The 15,590-nt window shown below is 66.7% G+C and carries 13 protein-coding genes and 1 pseudogene; 9 read left to right on the top strand and 5 right to left on the bottom strand.

Translation table 11 applies throughout. The features are described from left to right. Positions 1–37: 37 nt before the first annotated feature. From EGT50_RS11690 to EGT50_RS11705, 4 genes are all read left to right on the top strand, one after another. On the top strand, positions 38–517 hold the full coding sequence (locus EGT50_RS11690) for a hypothetical protein (RefSeq protein WP_235870711.1): 480 nt from the start codon (positions 38–40) through the stop codon (positions 515–517). A gap of 57 nt (positions 518–574) precedes the next feature. Continuing rightward, complete coding sequence (locus EGT50_RS11695) at positions 575–868, top strand: putative quinol monooxygenase (protein WP_127954694.1); 294 nt, start codon at positions 575–577, stop codon at positions 866–868. A gap of 149 nt (positions 869–1,017) precedes the next feature. Then, on the top strand, positions 1,018–1,521 hold the full coding sequence (locus tag EGT50_RS11700) for a hypothetical protein (RefSeq protein WP_127954696.1): 504 nt from the start codon (positions 1,018–1,020) through the stop codon (positions 1,519–1,521). Positions 1,522–1,743: 222 nt separating this feature from the next. Beyond that, positions 1,744–3,204, top strand: a complete 1,461-nt coding sequence (locus tag EGT50_RS11705; protein ID WP_164873395.1) for a multicopper oxidase family protein — start codon at positions 1,744–1,746, stop codon at positions 3,202–3,204. Positions 3,205–3,250: 46 nt separating this feature from the next. On the opposite strand, the gene lysX is transcribed toward EGT50_RS11705, so the two are convergent. Beyond that, on the bottom strand, positions 3,251–6,616 hold the full coding sequence (gene lysX / locus EGT50_RS11710; protein WP_127954698.1) for a bifunctional lysylphosphatidylglycerol synthetase/lysine--tRNA ligase LysX: 3,366 nt from the start codon (positions 6,614–6,616) through the stop codon (positions 3,251–3,253). 83 nt (positions 6,617–6,699) lie between these two features. On the opposite strand from lysX, the gene EGT50_RS11715 reads away from it, so the two are divergent. The 3 genes and pseudogenes from EGT50_RS11715 (at position 6,700) to EGT50_RS11725 (ending at position 9,742) form a co-directional block, all read left to right on the top strand. Next, positions 6,700–6,930 carry an RNA-binding S4 domain-containing protein gene (locus EGT50_RS11715; protein WP_127954700.1) on the top strand — a complete coding sequence of 77 codons (231 nt, stop codon included), beginning with the start codon at positions 6,700–6,702 and terminating at the stop codon, positions 6,928–6,930. Positions 6,931–7,058: 128 nt separating this feature from the next. Beyond that, on the top strand, positions 7,059–8,633 hold the full coding sequence (locus tag EGT50_RS11720) for a molybdopterin-dependent oxidoreductase (protein ID WP_235870712.1): 1,575 nt from the start codon (positions 7,059–7,061) through the stop codon (positions 8,631–8,633). Between the two features lie 141 nt (positions 8,634–8,774). Beyond that, a pseudogene (locus tag EGT50_RS11725) lies at positions 8,775–9,742 on the top strand (IS481 family transposase). Here EGT50_RS11725 and EGT50_RS11730 read toward each other — a convergent pair. Continuing rightward, complete coding sequence (locus EGT50_RS11730; protein WP_127954703.1) at positions 9,739–10,560, bottom strand: SDR family NAD(P)-dependent oxidoreductase; 822 nt, start codon at positions 10,558–10,560, stop codon at positions 9,739–9,741. The pseudogene EGT50_RS11725 and the gene EGT50_RS11730 overlap by 4 nt on opposite strands. 100 nt (positions 10,561–10,660) lie before the next feature. Between EGT50_RS11730 and EGT50_RS11735 the strand changes: the two genes are divergently transcribed. Beyond that, complete coding sequence (locus tag EGT50_RS11735) at positions 10,661–11,080, top strand: MarR family winged helix-turn-helix transcriptional regulator (RefSeq protein ID WP_127954705.1); 420 nt, start codon at positions 10,661–10,663, stop codon at positions 11,078–11,080. A gap of 24 nt (positions 11,081–11,104) precedes the next feature. Here EGT50_RS11735 and EGT50_RS11740 read toward each other — a convergent pair whose 3' ends face one another. Next, a complete protein-coding gene (locus tag EGT50_RS11740) occupies positions 11,105–11,632 on the bottom strand; it encodes a helix-turn-helix domain-containing protein (protein ID WP_127954707.1) in 528 nt (175 codons plus the stop codon). An 80-nt stretch (positions 11,633–11,712) separates the two neighbouring features. Here EGT50_RS11740 and EGT50_RS11745 point away from each other — a divergent pair, with 80 nt between their 5' ends. Next, positions 11,713–13,014, top strand: coding sequence for an alpha/beta hydrolase (locus EGT50_RS11745; protein WP_127954710.1), 1,302 nt, complete (start codon positions 11,713–11,715; stop codon positions 13,012–13,014). Positions 13,015–13,064: 50 nt separating this feature from the next. Here EGT50_RS11745 and rraA read toward each other — a convergent pair whose 3' ends face one another. Both rraA and EGT50_RS11755 read right to left on the bottom strand, forming a co-directional pair. Next, entirely contained in the window at positions 13,065–13,535 is a 471-nt protein-coding gene (gene rraA / locus EGT50_RS11750; RefSeq protein ID WP_127954712.1) for a ribonuclease E activity regulator RraA, read from the bottom strand. A 129-nt stretch (positions 13,536–13,664) separates the two neighbouring features. Beyond that, positions 13,665–15,506 (bottom strand): AMP-dependent synthetase/ligase, encoded by a 1,842-nt coding sequence (locus EGT50_RS11755; protein WP_127954714.1) that lies wholly within the window; start codon positions 15,504–15,506, stop codon positions 13,665–13,667. Between the last annotated feature and the right edge of the window lie 84 nt (positions 15,507–15,590).

A 15,590-nucleotide genomic window follows, 5' to 3' on the forward strand; every position in this document is an offset into this window, starting at 1 on the left:
TGCGGCGCGTAGTGTCGCGAATGTGCAGGTCTGGTACGTGAGTTACGGATCGAACATGTCCCGGGCGCGGCTCGAGTGTTACCTGCGCGGTGGGCGCCCGGTCGGTGGTTCGTGGGCGTATCCCGGGGCGCGAGATCCCCGCGGGCCCTCGGCCCGCATCCCGCTGCGCCTGCCCGGCACCGTCTACTTCGCGGGTGAATCGCGCGTGTGGGGCGGCGGACGCGCGTTCTACGATCCCGACCTGCCCGGCGATACCGCCGCGTGCGCCTACCTCGTGAGTGTCGAGCAATTCGACGACATCCATGCACAGGAACCGTCGTGCTACGACCGCATCCTCCACGTGGGTGCTCGCGACGGCGTACCGATGTCGACGTTCACTTCTGCTGCTTGTGGCGCCGACGTGGTCCGGACCGAACCGTCGGACGCCTATCTGGCAACGATGGCGACGGGTCTCGGTGAGGTATTCGGCTGGAGTTCGGAGCGGGCACAGGCCTACCTGCGGCGTTTGTCTCATTGAACCGGGGTACCGTTGGGGATGCCGCGTACTGTGGCGGCGCTCACAGAAGGGAATTCGATGTCGAATCTGCATGTCGTAGCGACCATTCCGGCCAAGCCCGGCTCCGAGGACACAGTGCGTACCGCACTTACCACTCTGGTGGACGCCAGTCGCAGAGAGGATGGCTGCGTGTCCTACGACCTGTACGAGTCGACGTCGACGCCGGGCACGTTCGTCGTCGTCGAGGTGTGGACGGACCAGCACGCCCTCGATGCCCATATAAAGATGCCTCATTTCCAGGAGGCCGCATCGACGTTCGGTGCGCACCTCGCCGGGGCCCCGGGTATTCACCCGCTGCGCCCGATTGCCTGACCACGGGGCCCGCGGGGGGGCGTGCGCCGCCCTCCGGCGCCCCCGGTGGACGCTCGTAGGAGCGACGAGCATCACTCCGTTGAGCATTGGTGTGACACACCCCTGGGGGGTACGATTCGGGCGGTTGTCTACTGCTGAAGGATCCCGTGATGAGCTTCCTGTCACCTTTGATCAGGAGCTGGCGCCGTGCGGTGATCTGCTTGGTGCTCTTGACGGGCTTGCTGACAATGCACGGCCTCGCCAACGCCGCGACCAATACCGCCGGCGGGACGAATGTATGCCCAGGGGCCAGCACCGTGCTGCCGATCCCCGGACCCGACTCATCCAGCGGGACGGCGTTGCCCAAGAAGGCGGCGGTGGACTCGGAGACGGCGTACCTGGAGAAGGAGCATCCGTCCACCTCGCCTCGATCCATCAGTCAGGGCGCCGGACCAGCAACTGCCATGGAGATGTCGGGCGAGAGCTGCGTGGCAACCCTTCCGCGCCAGGCTGCCGCGGTCAGTCCCCTGATGCTCGGTTTCCTTGTCCTGGTCGCGCTCGGAGCGAGCGCAGAATCGGCAAAGGGCCAGGCCAGGACGCACCCGGAAACCCGGCGGGGGCCTCCATCCTCCGGAGTCGACGTCCTACGCCTGAAGTGTGTCCTACGAACGTGATTCGACCCACCCGTACCTCCACTTTCGTGCCGGTACGGACTCGAAGCACGTTCCACCCATGCTGCACTTCCTCTGGCTGCAGCACACACTTCTGGAGAGAGTTCCTTGAATACCTTCGCTAACATCGGCCCCGCCCTCAGCAGGCGCAAATTCCTCGGCGCTACAGCACTGGGGTTCGGCGGTCTGGCATTGACCGCATGCAGTACGAACACCTCAACCTCGATGAGCACCACCGCTTCCGGTGTCGACGAGAGCGCGATCCTCGCGGCCGAGGCGAAACGACCGCACACCGGACGAACGGTGGCCGCCGAGCTCACCGCCCACCGCACCGACATCGATCTCGGCGGCAAAACGGTACGCACCTTGGCCTACGGGGATTCCGTGCCCGCCCCTGCGATCCGCGCGAACATCGGGGATGAGCTCGCTGTGACCGTGCACAACAGAATGTCCGACACGACCTCGCTGCACTGGCACGGCATCGCGTTGCGCAACGACATGGACGGCGCCGCTCCCGCGACCCCCGACATCGCGGCAGGGGAGTCGTTCACCTATAAGTTCTCGGTGCCGCATTCGGGCACGTACTGGGCGCATCCTCACGTGGGCATGCAGACCGATTACGGCCTCTACGTCCCAGTGATCGTCGATGATCCGAACGAACCCCTGGACTACGACGCCGAATGGGTCGTCACCCTCGACGACTGGATCGACGGCATGGGCGCCGATCCGGAGCAGATCCTCGACGACCTTCGTTCAGGTGGAATGGGCGAGATGGGGCACGATTCCATGCCGGGCATGGACATGCCGGGTATGGACATGCCTGGTATGGGCGCGGTCGAGCACTCCGACGAGGAAGGGTCCGGGAAAGGTTCGAGCGAACTGCTCGGAGGTGACCCAGGTGATGTCATCTACCCCACCTATCTGATCAACGGCAGGATGCCATCCGCTCCCACCTCGTTCGATGCCAAGCCAGGCCAGAGGGTCCGGATCCGGTTCATCAACGCCGGGGCCGACACCGCCTTCCGTGTGGCCCTCGGTGGGCACCGCATGACAGTGACGCACACCGACGGCTTCCCGGTCGTTCCCACCGAGGTCGATGCCGTGTTGATCGGGATGGCGGAACGGTACGACGTTATTGTGACAGTGGGAGAGGGCGTTTTCCCACTGGTCGCTTCGGCCGAAGGAAAGAACGCGCAGGCTTTCGCGCTCCTTCGTAGCGGTCCCGGATCCGCACCCGGCCCGGATGTGCGCCCACGTGAACTGGATGGGCGCGTCGGCACCGTCGACATGTTCACCGCCACAGGCGAAGTGATGCTCCCGCAGGGTCCGCCGGACGTGGATCTCAGCGCAGAGCTCGGCGGAGACATGATGAGCTATCGATGGACCATCAACGGCCGCACCTACGACCAGACGGAGCCCTTGACCGTCAAGGAGGGGCAGCGGGCGCGGCTCACCTTCACGAACAAGACGATGATGTGGCACCCGATGCACCTGCACGGACACACTTTTCAGGTGGTGAACCCCGACGGCACCCCGGGTGCTCGTAAGGACACTGTCAACGTGCTGCCGATGCAAAGCGTGGCCGTCGACCTCGTGGCCGACAATCCCGGTGACTGGATGCTCCATTGTCACAACGGGTATCACCTGGAAGCGGGGATGATGACCCGACTCGACTACCGATCCTGACAGGGAACCGAACCGGTCGAAGAGCCCCTCCCCGACGCTCGTCCGCCTAAGGGTTTCGGGGCTTGACGAACGGGAACGCGAGTGACTCGCGGATGCTGCCGCCGGTGATCAGCATGACGATTCGGTCGACGCCCAGGCCGAGTCCGCCGGTCGGCGGCATCCCGTGCTCGAGAGCCTGCAGGAAGTCTTCGTCGAGTTCCATGGCCTCCGGGGCGCCGCCGGCCGCGAGCAGGGACTGCCCCGTCAGCCGCCGCCGCTGTTCGATCGGATCGGTCAACTCGCTGTAGGCGGTGCCCAGCTCCGTTCCCCACGCCACCAGGTCCCACTTAGCGGCGACGCCGGTGAGCGTGGGGTGCGGACGGGTCAGGGGCGAGATCGATATCGGGAAGTTGGTGTAGAACGTCGGGAACTCGGTGTGCGCCTCGACCAACTGTTCGTACAGTTCGTGGGCGACGGCGCCCGAGTCCCAGCGCTTCCGGTACTCGACCTTGTTGGCGTCGCACAGCTTTCGCAGGTCGTCGAGCGGGGTCTGGGGGGTGATGTCGATTCCGAGTTTCTCGGAGATCGCTCCGTGCATCGTCTTGACGGGCCACTCGCCGGAGATGTCGACCTCCGTGAGTTCGCCGTCCGCGCCGGGCCGCATCACAGTCTGGCTGCCGTGGGCGGCGACGGCGGCGCCCTGGATCAGCTCCCGGCACAGCACCATCATGCGTTCGTGGTCGCTGTGCGCCTCGTACGCCTCGAGGATCGTGAACTCCGGGTTGTGCTTGAAGTCGACACCCTCGTTGCGGAAGACGCGGCCGATCTCGAACACCTTCTCCACGCCCGCCACACACAGCCGCTTGAGGAAGAGTTCGGGTGCGATGCGTAGGTACAGGTCCAGGTCGTACGCGTTGATGTGGGTGACGAACGGGGCCGCGTTGGCGCCGCCGTGGGTGCGCTGCAGGACCGGCGTCTCGACCTCGAGGTAACCGCGGTCGGTAAGCGAGTCGCGCAGCGATCGCACGATCGCGGTGCGCGCGGCGAGCAGACGGCGTGACTCTGGGTTGATCGCGAGATCGACGTAGCGCTGGCGCACCTTCGTCTCGGCGTCGGTGAGCCCCTTCCACTTGTCCGGCAGCGGGTGGAGGCACTTGCCGTTCATCCGCCAGTCCGTCGCGAGCACTGACAGCTCGCCTCGGCGGCTGCGACCGATGGTCCCGCTGACCTCCATGAGGTCGCCGAGGTCGAACTCGGTGGAGAAGGCGTCCAGCCGGTCCCCGACGGCGGTGCGGTCGATGAGTATCTGGATCTCGCCCGACCAGTCCCGCAGCACCGCGAACGCGATCCCGCCGTAAGTGCGGATCCGTAACAGTCGCCCCGCGATTCGTACGTGTGTGCCCTCGGGTGAGGCCGCCGCGGCGGCGACCGTGTGGGTCGGGGGACTGGCCGGCGGGTACGCGTCGATGCCGGCCTCGGTGAGCCGGGCGAGCTTGTCCAGTCGCACCCGCACCTGCTCGGGACGATGCGGTCCGGTCGGCTCCTCTGCGGTCGAGAGGTCACGGGAGGTGGGCGGCAGGGCCCCCTCGGCAACGTCCGGTGCACTGCCGTCGGCGTGCAGAATTCCGGAGCCCGCCAGCGCATTCGGCACGGCGGCCCGGCGACCGGTGTGGGTGGGCGCGTTCGCCCGGTGACCGAAAGTGGGCAGCGTGAGGAAACCCTCGGCGATGATCGACGCGATGCCGACGCGCGGCAGGTGACGGTTGTCGTCGAAGCACAGGTAGCGCGGCGTCCATTCCGGCTGGTACTTCACATTCGACCGGTACAGGGCCTCGAGCTGCCACCAGCGGGAGAAGAACAGCAGTATCGATCGCCAGATCCGGAGGACCGGGCCGGCACCGAGACGGGCTCCCTCCTCGAATGTCGAGCGGAACGTTGCGAAGTTCAGCGATACCCGGGCGACGCCGAACTCGGCGGCGTGGGTCGCGAGTTCGCTGACCATCAACTCGACAACGCCGTTGGGGGCCTTAGGATTCCGGCGCATCAGATCCAGCGAGACGCCGTTGGGTCCCCACGGCACGAACGACAGCATGCCCAGCACCGCGCCGTCCGCCGCGATCGCCTCGACCAGTAGGCAGTCGCCGTCGAGTGGATCGCCGAGCCGGCCGAGTGCCATCGAGAAGCCCCGCTCGGTTTCGGTGTCACGCCACTTGTCGGCCCGGGAGATGACCTCGGCCAGCTGGTCCGGTGGGATGTCGCGGTGGCGTCGGACGCGGACGGTCGCACCCTCCTTGCGGAGGCGGTGGACCGCTTGCCGCACTTGCCGCATCTCGCGGCCGTTCAGCGTGAAGTCCCGGGTCTCGAGGATCGCCTCGTCACCGAGTTCCAGAACCGACAGTCCCGCGCGTTGGTACGCGGTCGCGCCCGCTTCGCTCGCACCGAGCACCGCGGGCGCCCAGCCGTACTTGGAGCACAGGGCGAGCCAGGCGTCGATCGCGTGCGGCCACGCCTCCGGGTTCCCGATCGGGTCGCCGCTCGCCAGGCAAACCCCCACCTCCACGCGATACGTCACCGCGGCCTTGCCGCTGGGGGCGAAAATGACGGCCTTGTCGCGTCGGGTCGCGAAGTACCCGAGGGAATCGCTCGCGCCGAAGGGCTCGAGCAGACCGCGCAGGGCGGACTCGTCGTTGCCGGTCAGGGCGTTCGAGACCCGCTGCGACCGGAAGAGGGTGATCACCGCGGCCAACAGCGCGATTGCGCCGAAGAGCCCCAGGAGAATGTCGACGATCACGTCTGGGTGACCGTCGAACTGTTCGCTGCCGATCGCGACGAGTGCGATCACACGGTTGAGGGCCCACAGGAACCGCTCGTCCGGAGGCAGCGTGCCTGGGAACAGTTCGACGAGCCCCCAGCCGAGCAGGGTGCCGACCGCGAGCCCGACCAGCAGTACGGACAGTGCCTTCCAGCCCGCGCCATGACGGACCCGCGTGTAGAACTGCTTGCGGGAGGCGATGAGAACGCCCACCACGGCCACCTGAACCAGGCAGGCGATCGCGGAGTTGACGTTCCTGTCGGTCACCGCGTCGATCGCGTTGAGGACCGCGAATGCGGCCATGTAGGCGGTCAGCAGCCACCACGCGATGCGTTTGCGACTCGCGAGGGCCGCTGCGACCAGACCGACCACAACCGCCCACGACAGGCTCGTATCGGGTGCGGCGAAGTAGTAGTCGTCGACGTAGACGCGGGGGGTATGGAGGAGATTCCGGAGCACGGGCGACAGGCTCCACAGGAAGACCAGGACGGAGAACACCCCCAGCACCAGACCCGCGACGTGCGGAACCTCCGCGAGACGCCCGCGTCCGACCGGGACGGCGGTGCTGTCGTGCTCTCGCTTGTCCGCCGTCTCTGCCGGGAGCCCGCTGCCCGAGGCCATAGAGTCCTCTCCGTCCTGGTGGTGCGTCTGATTCCAGTGTGAGGCGTCGAACAGAGGTTTGGGCCGAGGAGGATGATGGGGGCATGTCTGACGCTGTGGACCAGGTCCCGATCCGTGACGAGTCGATCCGCCTGGGTCAGTTCCTCAAGCTCGCGAATCTCATCGAGTCGGGAGCCGAGGCCAAGGGCGTCATCGCTGACGGTCTGGTCAGCGTCAACGGTGAAGTAGAGACTCGACGCGGTCGGCAGCTGCACGGCGGCGACCTCGTCGAGATCGGCGGCATGTCCGCGCGGGTCGCGGCCCCGACCTCGTAGTTTCCGTATGTCCATATCCGGCGTTCGGTGTCATCCGGGTTTTGGCCACGGACCCATCCGATCGCCGCACTGCGCCGAATCTTTCGAGTGCCTTGAAGGAGTAGGACTTCGGAAGGAATGGGCGGAACGTGACGACTGAGCAATTCGCGAACCCTCGGGCGGGATGGCGCGGCAGGCACCTGGCGGCGCGAGCCGCGTCGGGGGTGCTGGCGGCGGCCCTGGTGCTGGGTGTGGGGGAACTGATGTCGGTGCCGGTTGGCGGCGCGTCCTCGCCGTTCTTCGCGGTTGGCGGCACCACCGTTGACCGGAGCCCGGCGTGGGCGCGTGAATTCGCCATCAGCACGTTCGGCACGAACGACAAACCCGCCCTCTTCATCGGCATGAGCATCCTCATCGTCGTGTTCGCGGCGATCGCCGGCATCGTCGAACAACGTAGGCGGCCTTACGGCAGCGCCATTCTCGTCGGACTCGGCGCGATCGGGGTGTACGCGGCGGTGAATCGTCCCGATGCCACGGCCACGTACGCCGTCCCGACGATCGTCGGTGTCCTCGCGGGGGTGCTGGCTCTCCGCCTACTCACCGCGCAGCTATGGGAGCCGGAGACCGGCGACCCGCGCGAGCATAGCGGCATCTCCCGCAGAACCTTCCTCGGGCTGGCCGCGACCACGGCGGCGGTCGCCGCCGCGGCGGGCGTTGTGGGACGTCAGCTCGCGGAGAGGGTTGCCGGTGCGGTGCGCAATCGCAGCGCCTTTACCGTGCCCACCGTGGCCGCGGCGGACTCGGCACCCGCGATCGCGGCCGGTACCGACATCGCGGTCCCCGGCGCGACGCCCTTCCTGACCGCGAACGACGACTTCTACCGCATCGATACCGCGCTGCAGGTCCCCATGCTGACCACCGACGACTGGCGGTTGCGGATCCACGGCATGGTGGACCGCGAGATCACGCTCACCTGGGACGACCTGATGTCCCGCACCCCGATCGAACGAACGATCACCCTCACCTGCGTCTCCAACGAGGTCGGCGGCGACCTGGCCGGCAACGCGACCTGGATCGGCTATCCCATCAAGGACCTGCTCGACGAGGTGGGTGTGCCTCCCGACGCGGACATGCTCCTGTCGGGTAGCCACGACGGCTTCACCGCCGGCACGCCCATCGAGGTCCTCCGTGACGGTCGGGACGCGATACTGGCCGTCGCTATGAACGGTAGGCCGCTGCCCTTCGACCACGGCTACCCGGTCCGGCAGGTGGTTCCCGGTCTGTACGGGTACGTCTCGGCGACCAAGTGGGTCGTCGACTGGGAGCTGACCCGATTCGACCAGGCCCAGGCGTACTGGACGCGACGCGGCTGGGCCGAGCGGGGGCCGATCAAGACCGCGTCGCGGATCGACGTGCCCGCCGCGTTCGCGAGACTCGACGCCGGTCCGGTTCTCGTCGCCGGGACGGCATGGGCGCAGCACCGCGGCATCGAAAAGGTCGAGGTCCGGGTCGACGGCGGCCCGTGGCAGACCGCGACCTTGGCCCCGCAGTACACCGTCGACACGTGGCGGCAGTGGACGTGGCAGTGGGAGGCGACTCCCGGCGCTCATACTCTCCAGGTGCGTGCCACCGACCTCGACGGCGTGACCCAGACCGAGGTGCAGACAGGGCCCGTCCCCGACGGTGCCACGGGATGGCACTCGCTGTCGGTGACGGTGTCGTGACGCGGATCGTCACCGGCTACCGGGACGTGCGCTAGTTGTAGTTCCCAGGCAGGTTGTGAACGGCGTGGCGTGGCGGAGTAGGTGAGGACCTCCGGTATCGGTGTGGTTACCACACACACGCCGACAAATCGGAGGTCCTCGATGACACACGCTAATGCCTTCCTGACTCCTCGTGGACGATTGACCCTCGCCGAACTCGTCGTCATCGACGGCTGGTCGGTGGCGCGGGTATCCGAACGGTTCCAGTGCTCGAAGGCGACGGCGACGAAATGGGTGGACCGCTACCGTGCCGGCGACCGGTCGATGCGGGATCGATCTTCACGCCCACACCGGTGTCCACACCGGACACCGACCCGTACCGAGCGCCGGATCGTCGGGCTGCGGTTCACTCGCAGGTGGGGGCCACACCGGATCGCGTACCACCTGCACCTGGCCCGTTCCACCGTCGAGGCCGTGCTGCGCCGGTACCGGATGCCCCGGCTCGCTCACCTCGATCAGGCCACCGGCCTGCCCGTGCGCCGGGAGCCCGCTCGACGCTACGAGCACGCCGAGCCCGGAGATCTGGTCCACGTGGACATCAAGAAACTCGGCCGGATCCCTCACGGCGGCGGTCACCGTAAACTCGGCCGCGCAGCAGGACGCAAGAACCGCTCCGGCAGGGGGTACGTGTCCCTGCACCACGCGATCGACGACCATTCCCGGCTCGCCTACTCGGAAATCCTTGGTGACGAGACGAAGGAGACCGCGGCCGGCTTCTGGACCCGGGCGAAAGCCTTCTTCGCCGCCCACCACATCACTGTCACCCTGGTGTTGACCGACAATGGATCCTGTTACCGCTCACACGCATTCGCTGCCGCACTCGGGCCGACGTCGCGCACAAGCGGACCCGCCCGTACCGACCGCAGACCAACGGGAAGGTGGAGCGTTTCAATCGCACCCTCGCCGCCGAGTGGGCGTATGCCGACACCTACCGCAGCGACGAGGCACGTTCATCGACATACCAAGCCTGGATCCATCACTACAATCGCCACCGACCCCACACCGGGATCGGCGGCAAGTCACCCATCGAACGTGTCGGCGTTCACAACGTCCCCAGGAATTACAGCTAGGCGATCCATGAGCCGGTCAGCCCCTGCACCACCGCACCGTCGAGGTCCGCGAGCTTCACTCCGGCGAAAGCACGTGCAGCGTCGGAGGTCAGCACTCGGAAGGCGGGCCGCTCTGCCGCCAGCACCTCGACCAACTGGCCGGCCACGTCCTGTGGAGTTTGGGCGTTGGCGAAGACACCGCTGGTGTGGGCCAGGTAGGCGGTGAGTGCGGGCGCGTACGGTCCGGCCTGCTCGATCACGGCATCGATGACACCGACATTGCTGACGAATTCGCTGGCCACCGCACCCGGCTCGACCACGCTGATCGCCACACCGACGGTCGCCGCGACCGGCGCCAGCGACTCCATGAACCCCTCGACCGCGAACTTGGCCGCGCAGTAGGCCTCATTGAACGGCTGCCCCACCACACCGCCGACGCTGGTGACGGTCACCACCCGCCCCTTACTCACGCGCAGCAGTGGCAGTGCCGCCTTGGTGACGGTAAGGACACCGAAGAAGTTGACCTCCATCACGGCGCGCACGTCGTCTAAACTCTCCTGCTCGAGCGTGCCGAGGTGACCCGCACCGGCGTTGTTCACCAGCGCGTCGAGACGATCCAGCCCGGCCAGGCACTCCGCGACCGAAGCCGGGTCAGTCACATCCAAGGCCCTCACATCGACGGACACCCCAGCCTGCTCGGCTGCCGCCAGCAACGCGGTCGCCTTGGTGGTGTCGCGCATGGTGGCCACCACATGCCAGCCGCTCTGCGCGGCGGCGACGGCGGTGGCCAGGCCGATTCCGGAGGAGGTGCCGGTGATCAGGACGGTCTTGCTGCTCATCTTCTCAACCCTTCATTGCTTATCGTTCATAGCTATTATGCACCATAACTATGTTTTGTAAAATTCCGTTCTGTCAAGCATCTTGGTAGGCATGGACCCCATGGAAAGCAGTTCGGATGATCCAGTCGACGATGTCGTGGGCCTGTTCGCCGCAATCAACCGCCGCTACGCGCAGGAGTCAGAAACCGCCGCCGCCGTACATGACCTAACCCCATTGCAGGTCAAGGCACTACTCGCCGCAGAAGCACCGGTCCCGATGCGCCACATCGCTAACCGCCTGCACGCGGAACCCTCCAACGTCACCACCATCATCGATCGATTGGAGTCACGCGGCCTGGTCGAGCGCCGCCCCGCCTCGGGCGACCGCCGCATCAAACTCGTCGCCGCCACCCCGGCCGGGCTCGCCGTCGCGGCTGACCTCCGCGCTCGTATGCCCTTCGCCGCGGCCCCGCTGGCCCGACTCGCCACCGAGCAACGCCAGTCCCTGCGCGAACTACTGCAACTCGTCCTGAACGCCTGACCCAGCGGGCGCGGCGGACGACAGCTACTCGGTCGGCATCACGATCGTCGAGAACAGCCGCCGGGTCCGCCCTTCGGCGGGGCCGAGTTCGCCCCAGCGTTCGATCACGCCCCGCAGTTCGTCCAGGAACTGCTCGAACTCGCTGTCCGACAGCGAGAGTGCGGTCTGCGTGTATCCGACGCCGTCCTGTGTGAAATCGCGATCGTGCCGGGAGAGGTAGGCGTCGAACGGGCTGAGAAGTCCGGCGAGGAACGCCATGAATGCCTGACGGTGTTCGTCCGGGGACATCGTGGCTAGTTCTTCGGGGGAGATCCGCCCAGCCTCCGAGCGCAGGGCGTAGGTCCGGCGCACGGCACCGCGCACCTTCTCCATGGCGACCACGTCGAGCACGCGGGCATCGGTGAGGGTCGCGACCTGACGGTAGAGCGTGGCCGACGTGACGTCGGGCAGCTCGGCCGCCAGTGCGGCCGTCGTCAGCTGTCGTCCACCGAGCAGCGCCTGCACGATGCGCAAGCGGATCGGGTGGAGCAGAAGATCTGCGCTGACACTCATCGAACACCAACCATTCTCATTATTGACAACGTTCTCATTTGTAAGAATGATACTCCTCAACGGACTTAGGGAGGAGCACCATGGCCAAGTTGACGGTCACCTCGACCGCACTGACGATCGCACTCTCGCGTGGGGAGAAGGTCGCGAGCCTGCACGGCGACATCACCATCCCGCTCGAGCAGATCAGTTGCGTCGACGTCGTCGCGGACGCGTTCGCGAACATGCGCGGATTCCGCGCGCCCGGCCTCGGGTTTCCGGGCCGGGTCCGAATCGGAACCTGGCGGGGCCGCGGATCCCGGATGTTCGTCGTCGCCCGTCGCGGTGTGCCGGCCGTGCGGGTGCGGACCGTCGGCGTCGCCGCAGGTGCGAACTTCGACCAGGTGATCGTCAGTACCCCGAATGCGACAGCCGACGCTCAACGCGTTCGGGACGCGCTGTCGACGGGCCGTCCCGAGTTCGCCGAACAGGAGGTGTCGTTCGTCTCGGGCGACGGCACCGAGTTGGTCGGGGCACTGGCCGTGCCGAGCGGCGGAGGCCCCGGGCCGGTGGCGTTGATCCTGAGCGGCTCCGGTGAGATCGACCGGGACGGCGATCATCGCAAGATGGCCATCGGTGTCAGTCGGGCGCTCGCGCACGCCCTGGCCCACAATGGCGTCGCGTCGTTGCGATACGACAAGCGTGGGGTCGGTGCGTCGGGCGGCAGCTTTCTGACCGCGGGCTTCGCCGACAACGTCGCCGATGCCGCAGCTGCTATCGAATGGCTCCGTTCCACAGGAGGATTCGCGAGGGACGAGGTTGCCGTGATCGGACACAGCGAGGGTGCGTGCCAGGCCGTCGCGCTGGGCGCGGACCGGACCGCGGATCCGGCCGCGGTGGTGCTGCTCGCAGGTCCGGCGGCGACCGGCCGAGAGGTGCTGTTGTGGCAGTCAGGCAAAGCCGTCGCGGGCCTGCCGGCCGCAGTGCGAGCGATCCTGCGGGTGTTGCGAATCAACGTGCGTACCAAGCAGATGAAGGCGCTGGACAAGTTGTATCGGAGCGAGGGCGACGTCGCACGACTCGGCAGCCGCAAGGTCAACGCGCGCTGGTTTCGAGAGTTCCTCGACTTCGATCCGAAACCGTTTCTACGAGAGAACTATTCACCCGTCCTCGCGATCACCGGCGGGAAAGATATCCAGGTCGACCCAGACGACCTCACGACCATCGCCGACCTGGTGCCGGACGAGGTCGACACGGTCCGGGTTCCCGATCTGACGCACCTGCTGCGCCGGGATCCGAACCCGCCGTCCCTGCGTGCCTACCGGCAGCTGGTGCGCGAACCGGTCGATGACAAGCTGCTGTCGCTGGTGGCCGACTGGACCGCCGGCCACCTGCGACGCGTGTGAGCCTTCGTTGTCAGCGGGCGGCTCCCGGGGTCATCGGACGGCCCCCGATGTCAACGGACGACTATGCCGTCGTCGTCGCTGTAGACGGTCTCGCCCGGGTTGAAGGTGACACCGCCGAAGGAGACCGGCACGTTCTTCTCGCCGGAACCGGTCTGTGTGCTCTTGCGGGGGTTCGTGCCGAGCGCCTTGATGCCGATGTCGAGGGTGCGCAGGATCGCCGAATCGCGCACCGCCGCGTTGACGATGACGCCCGCCCATCCGTTCGAGACACCACGGCCGGCGATGATGTCGCCAACGAGGGCCGTATGCACGCTCGCGTCGCCGTCGACGACGAGGACACCGCCGTTGCCGGGTTCGCTCAGGGTTTGCTTGACCAGCAGGTTGTCCTGGAAGCACTTGATCGTGGTGATCGGGCCGGAGAACACGCTCCGTGCACCGAACTGGATGAACTGGGTGTCGCAGCTGCGGATTTCCGGACCGATCTCGTCGGCCAGATCGGCGGTTGCCACCGGTTCACTCATGGTTACTGCCCTTTCGTTCGTTCGCCGGTCGCACCCGAGCTTACCGATCGGTAACTTGTGCCGGTCAGCTGCGACCGTGACGCCAAACGTAGTCCGGGCAGGGAACGAGGAGGAACAGCGCGAGGGCCGTCAGCTGTACAGCTCGGTGATGCGGTCGGCGAAGTTGTCGACAACCTTCTTGCGCTTGAGCTTCATGCTGGGGGTGATCTCGCCGTTCTCCACGGTGAGCTCACGCTCGAGGATCGTGAACCGCTTGATCTGTTCCCAGCGGTTGAGCCCGGCGTTGAGTTGGTCGACGTAGGCGCTCATCATCGCGACGGTCGGACCGGCGGCGGCGATCTCGCGCAGGGGCATCTCACCCATCCCGTTCTCTACCGCCCACTCGGCGATCGCTTCGCCGTCGAGGCTGATGAGGGCGACGCAATACGACTTGCCCTCGCCGTGCACGATGAGCTCCCCTGCGAACGGACAGATGCCCTTGAAGGTTGCTGCGATCGCCGACGGGGCCACGTATTTGCCGTTGGAGGTCTTGAACATGTCCTTCTTGCGGTCGGTGATCCGCAGGTAGCCGTCGGCGTCGATCGTGCCGATGTCTCCGGTGTGGAACCAGCCGTCCGGCTCGAGGGACTCGGCGGTGGCGTCCGGGTTCTTGTGGTAGCCACTCATGATCCCGGGGCCACGCAGGAGGATTTCGCCGTCGTCGGCGATCTTGACGTCCGTGCCGGGAATGGGCCAGCCGACGGTACCGAACCGGTACGCGGTCGGTCGGTTCACGAACGACGCGGCGCTCGTCTCGGACAGCCCGTAGCCCTCGAGGACGGGTATACCGATGGCGTCGAACCATTGCGCCACATCACGATCCAGGGGAGCGGACCCGGAGATGAAGAACTTCAACCGGCCGCCGAACCGATCTCGGATCGTCCGGAACACGAGCCGGTCGGCCAGGGCGAGCTGGGCCTGCTGGATCCTCGAGAGGGGCTTGCCGGCCTGGCGCGCCTTCGAAGCGGCCAGCCCCACGCCGATGGCCCAGTCGAAGATCCTCTTCTTCACGCCGCCCTCGGATTTGACCGTGGCGACGATGCGCGCGTACGCCTTCTCGAATATCCGGGGCGCCGCACCCATGAAGGTCGGCCGCACCACCGCGAGGTTGTCGACGATCTTGTCGACCCGCCCGTCGATGGCGGTCGGGAATCCGATTTGCAGCGGCAGCGTCAGGAGCACCTTGCCGAACACGTGCGACAGCGGCAGCCACAGGTACTGCAGGTCGTCGCCCTCGGAGATGCCGACCGCGTCGATCGATGCAGCCTCGTACGTCCACGCCAAGTGTGGCAGGCGCACGCCCTTCGGCCGTCCCGTCGTGCCGGACGTGTAGATCAGTGTCGCGAGGCTGTCGGGAGAAATCCCGGAAATGCGGTCGTCGACGCAGGTGGGACGCTCCCGCAGCGTGCGGTCGCCTAGCTCCGCGAGCTCGTCGAAACCCATCACCCACTCGTCGTCGGGTACGGTGCCGTCGATGAGCACGACGCGGTGCACGTCCGGAATCTCGTCGCGGTGTTCCCGGAGCTTGGCGAGCTGGCTCTCGTCCTCGGCCACGACGACCCGGCTACCCGAGTTCGCCACGATGAACGCGACGTCGGCTGCCGTCGTGGTGGGGTAGACGGTGGTCGTTGCGGCGCCGGCACACATGACCGCGAGGTCCGCGAGCACCCACTCGTACCGAGTACTGGATGCGACAGCGACGCGCTGTTCGGGTTCGATGCCGAGCGCGATCAACCCCGCGGCCAGGGTGCGGACCCGCTCACCGACCTCGGCCCACGAGACGCTCACCCACTCGTCGCCGCTGGGGTATCTGAAGGCTTCGGATCGGGGTGTCGCCGCCACCCGGTCGATGAACAGCTGGGCCACCGACGGCGCCCTGTCCTCGATCTTGGACCAGTCCACGACCTCGTCTGACGCGCGCGAAGCTGTCATGACCCGAGTCTATGAACCCCACTGATGCCCTGAACGGGAATTCATGTCACGGTTCCGCCGCGAAGGCATGACGTGAATTCCCGT

It is taken from the genome of Rhodococcus xishaensis (assembly GCF_004011825.1).
Lineage (GTDB): Bacteria > Actinomycetota > Actinomycetes > Mycobacteriales > Mycobacteriaceae > Prescottella > Prescottella xishaensis.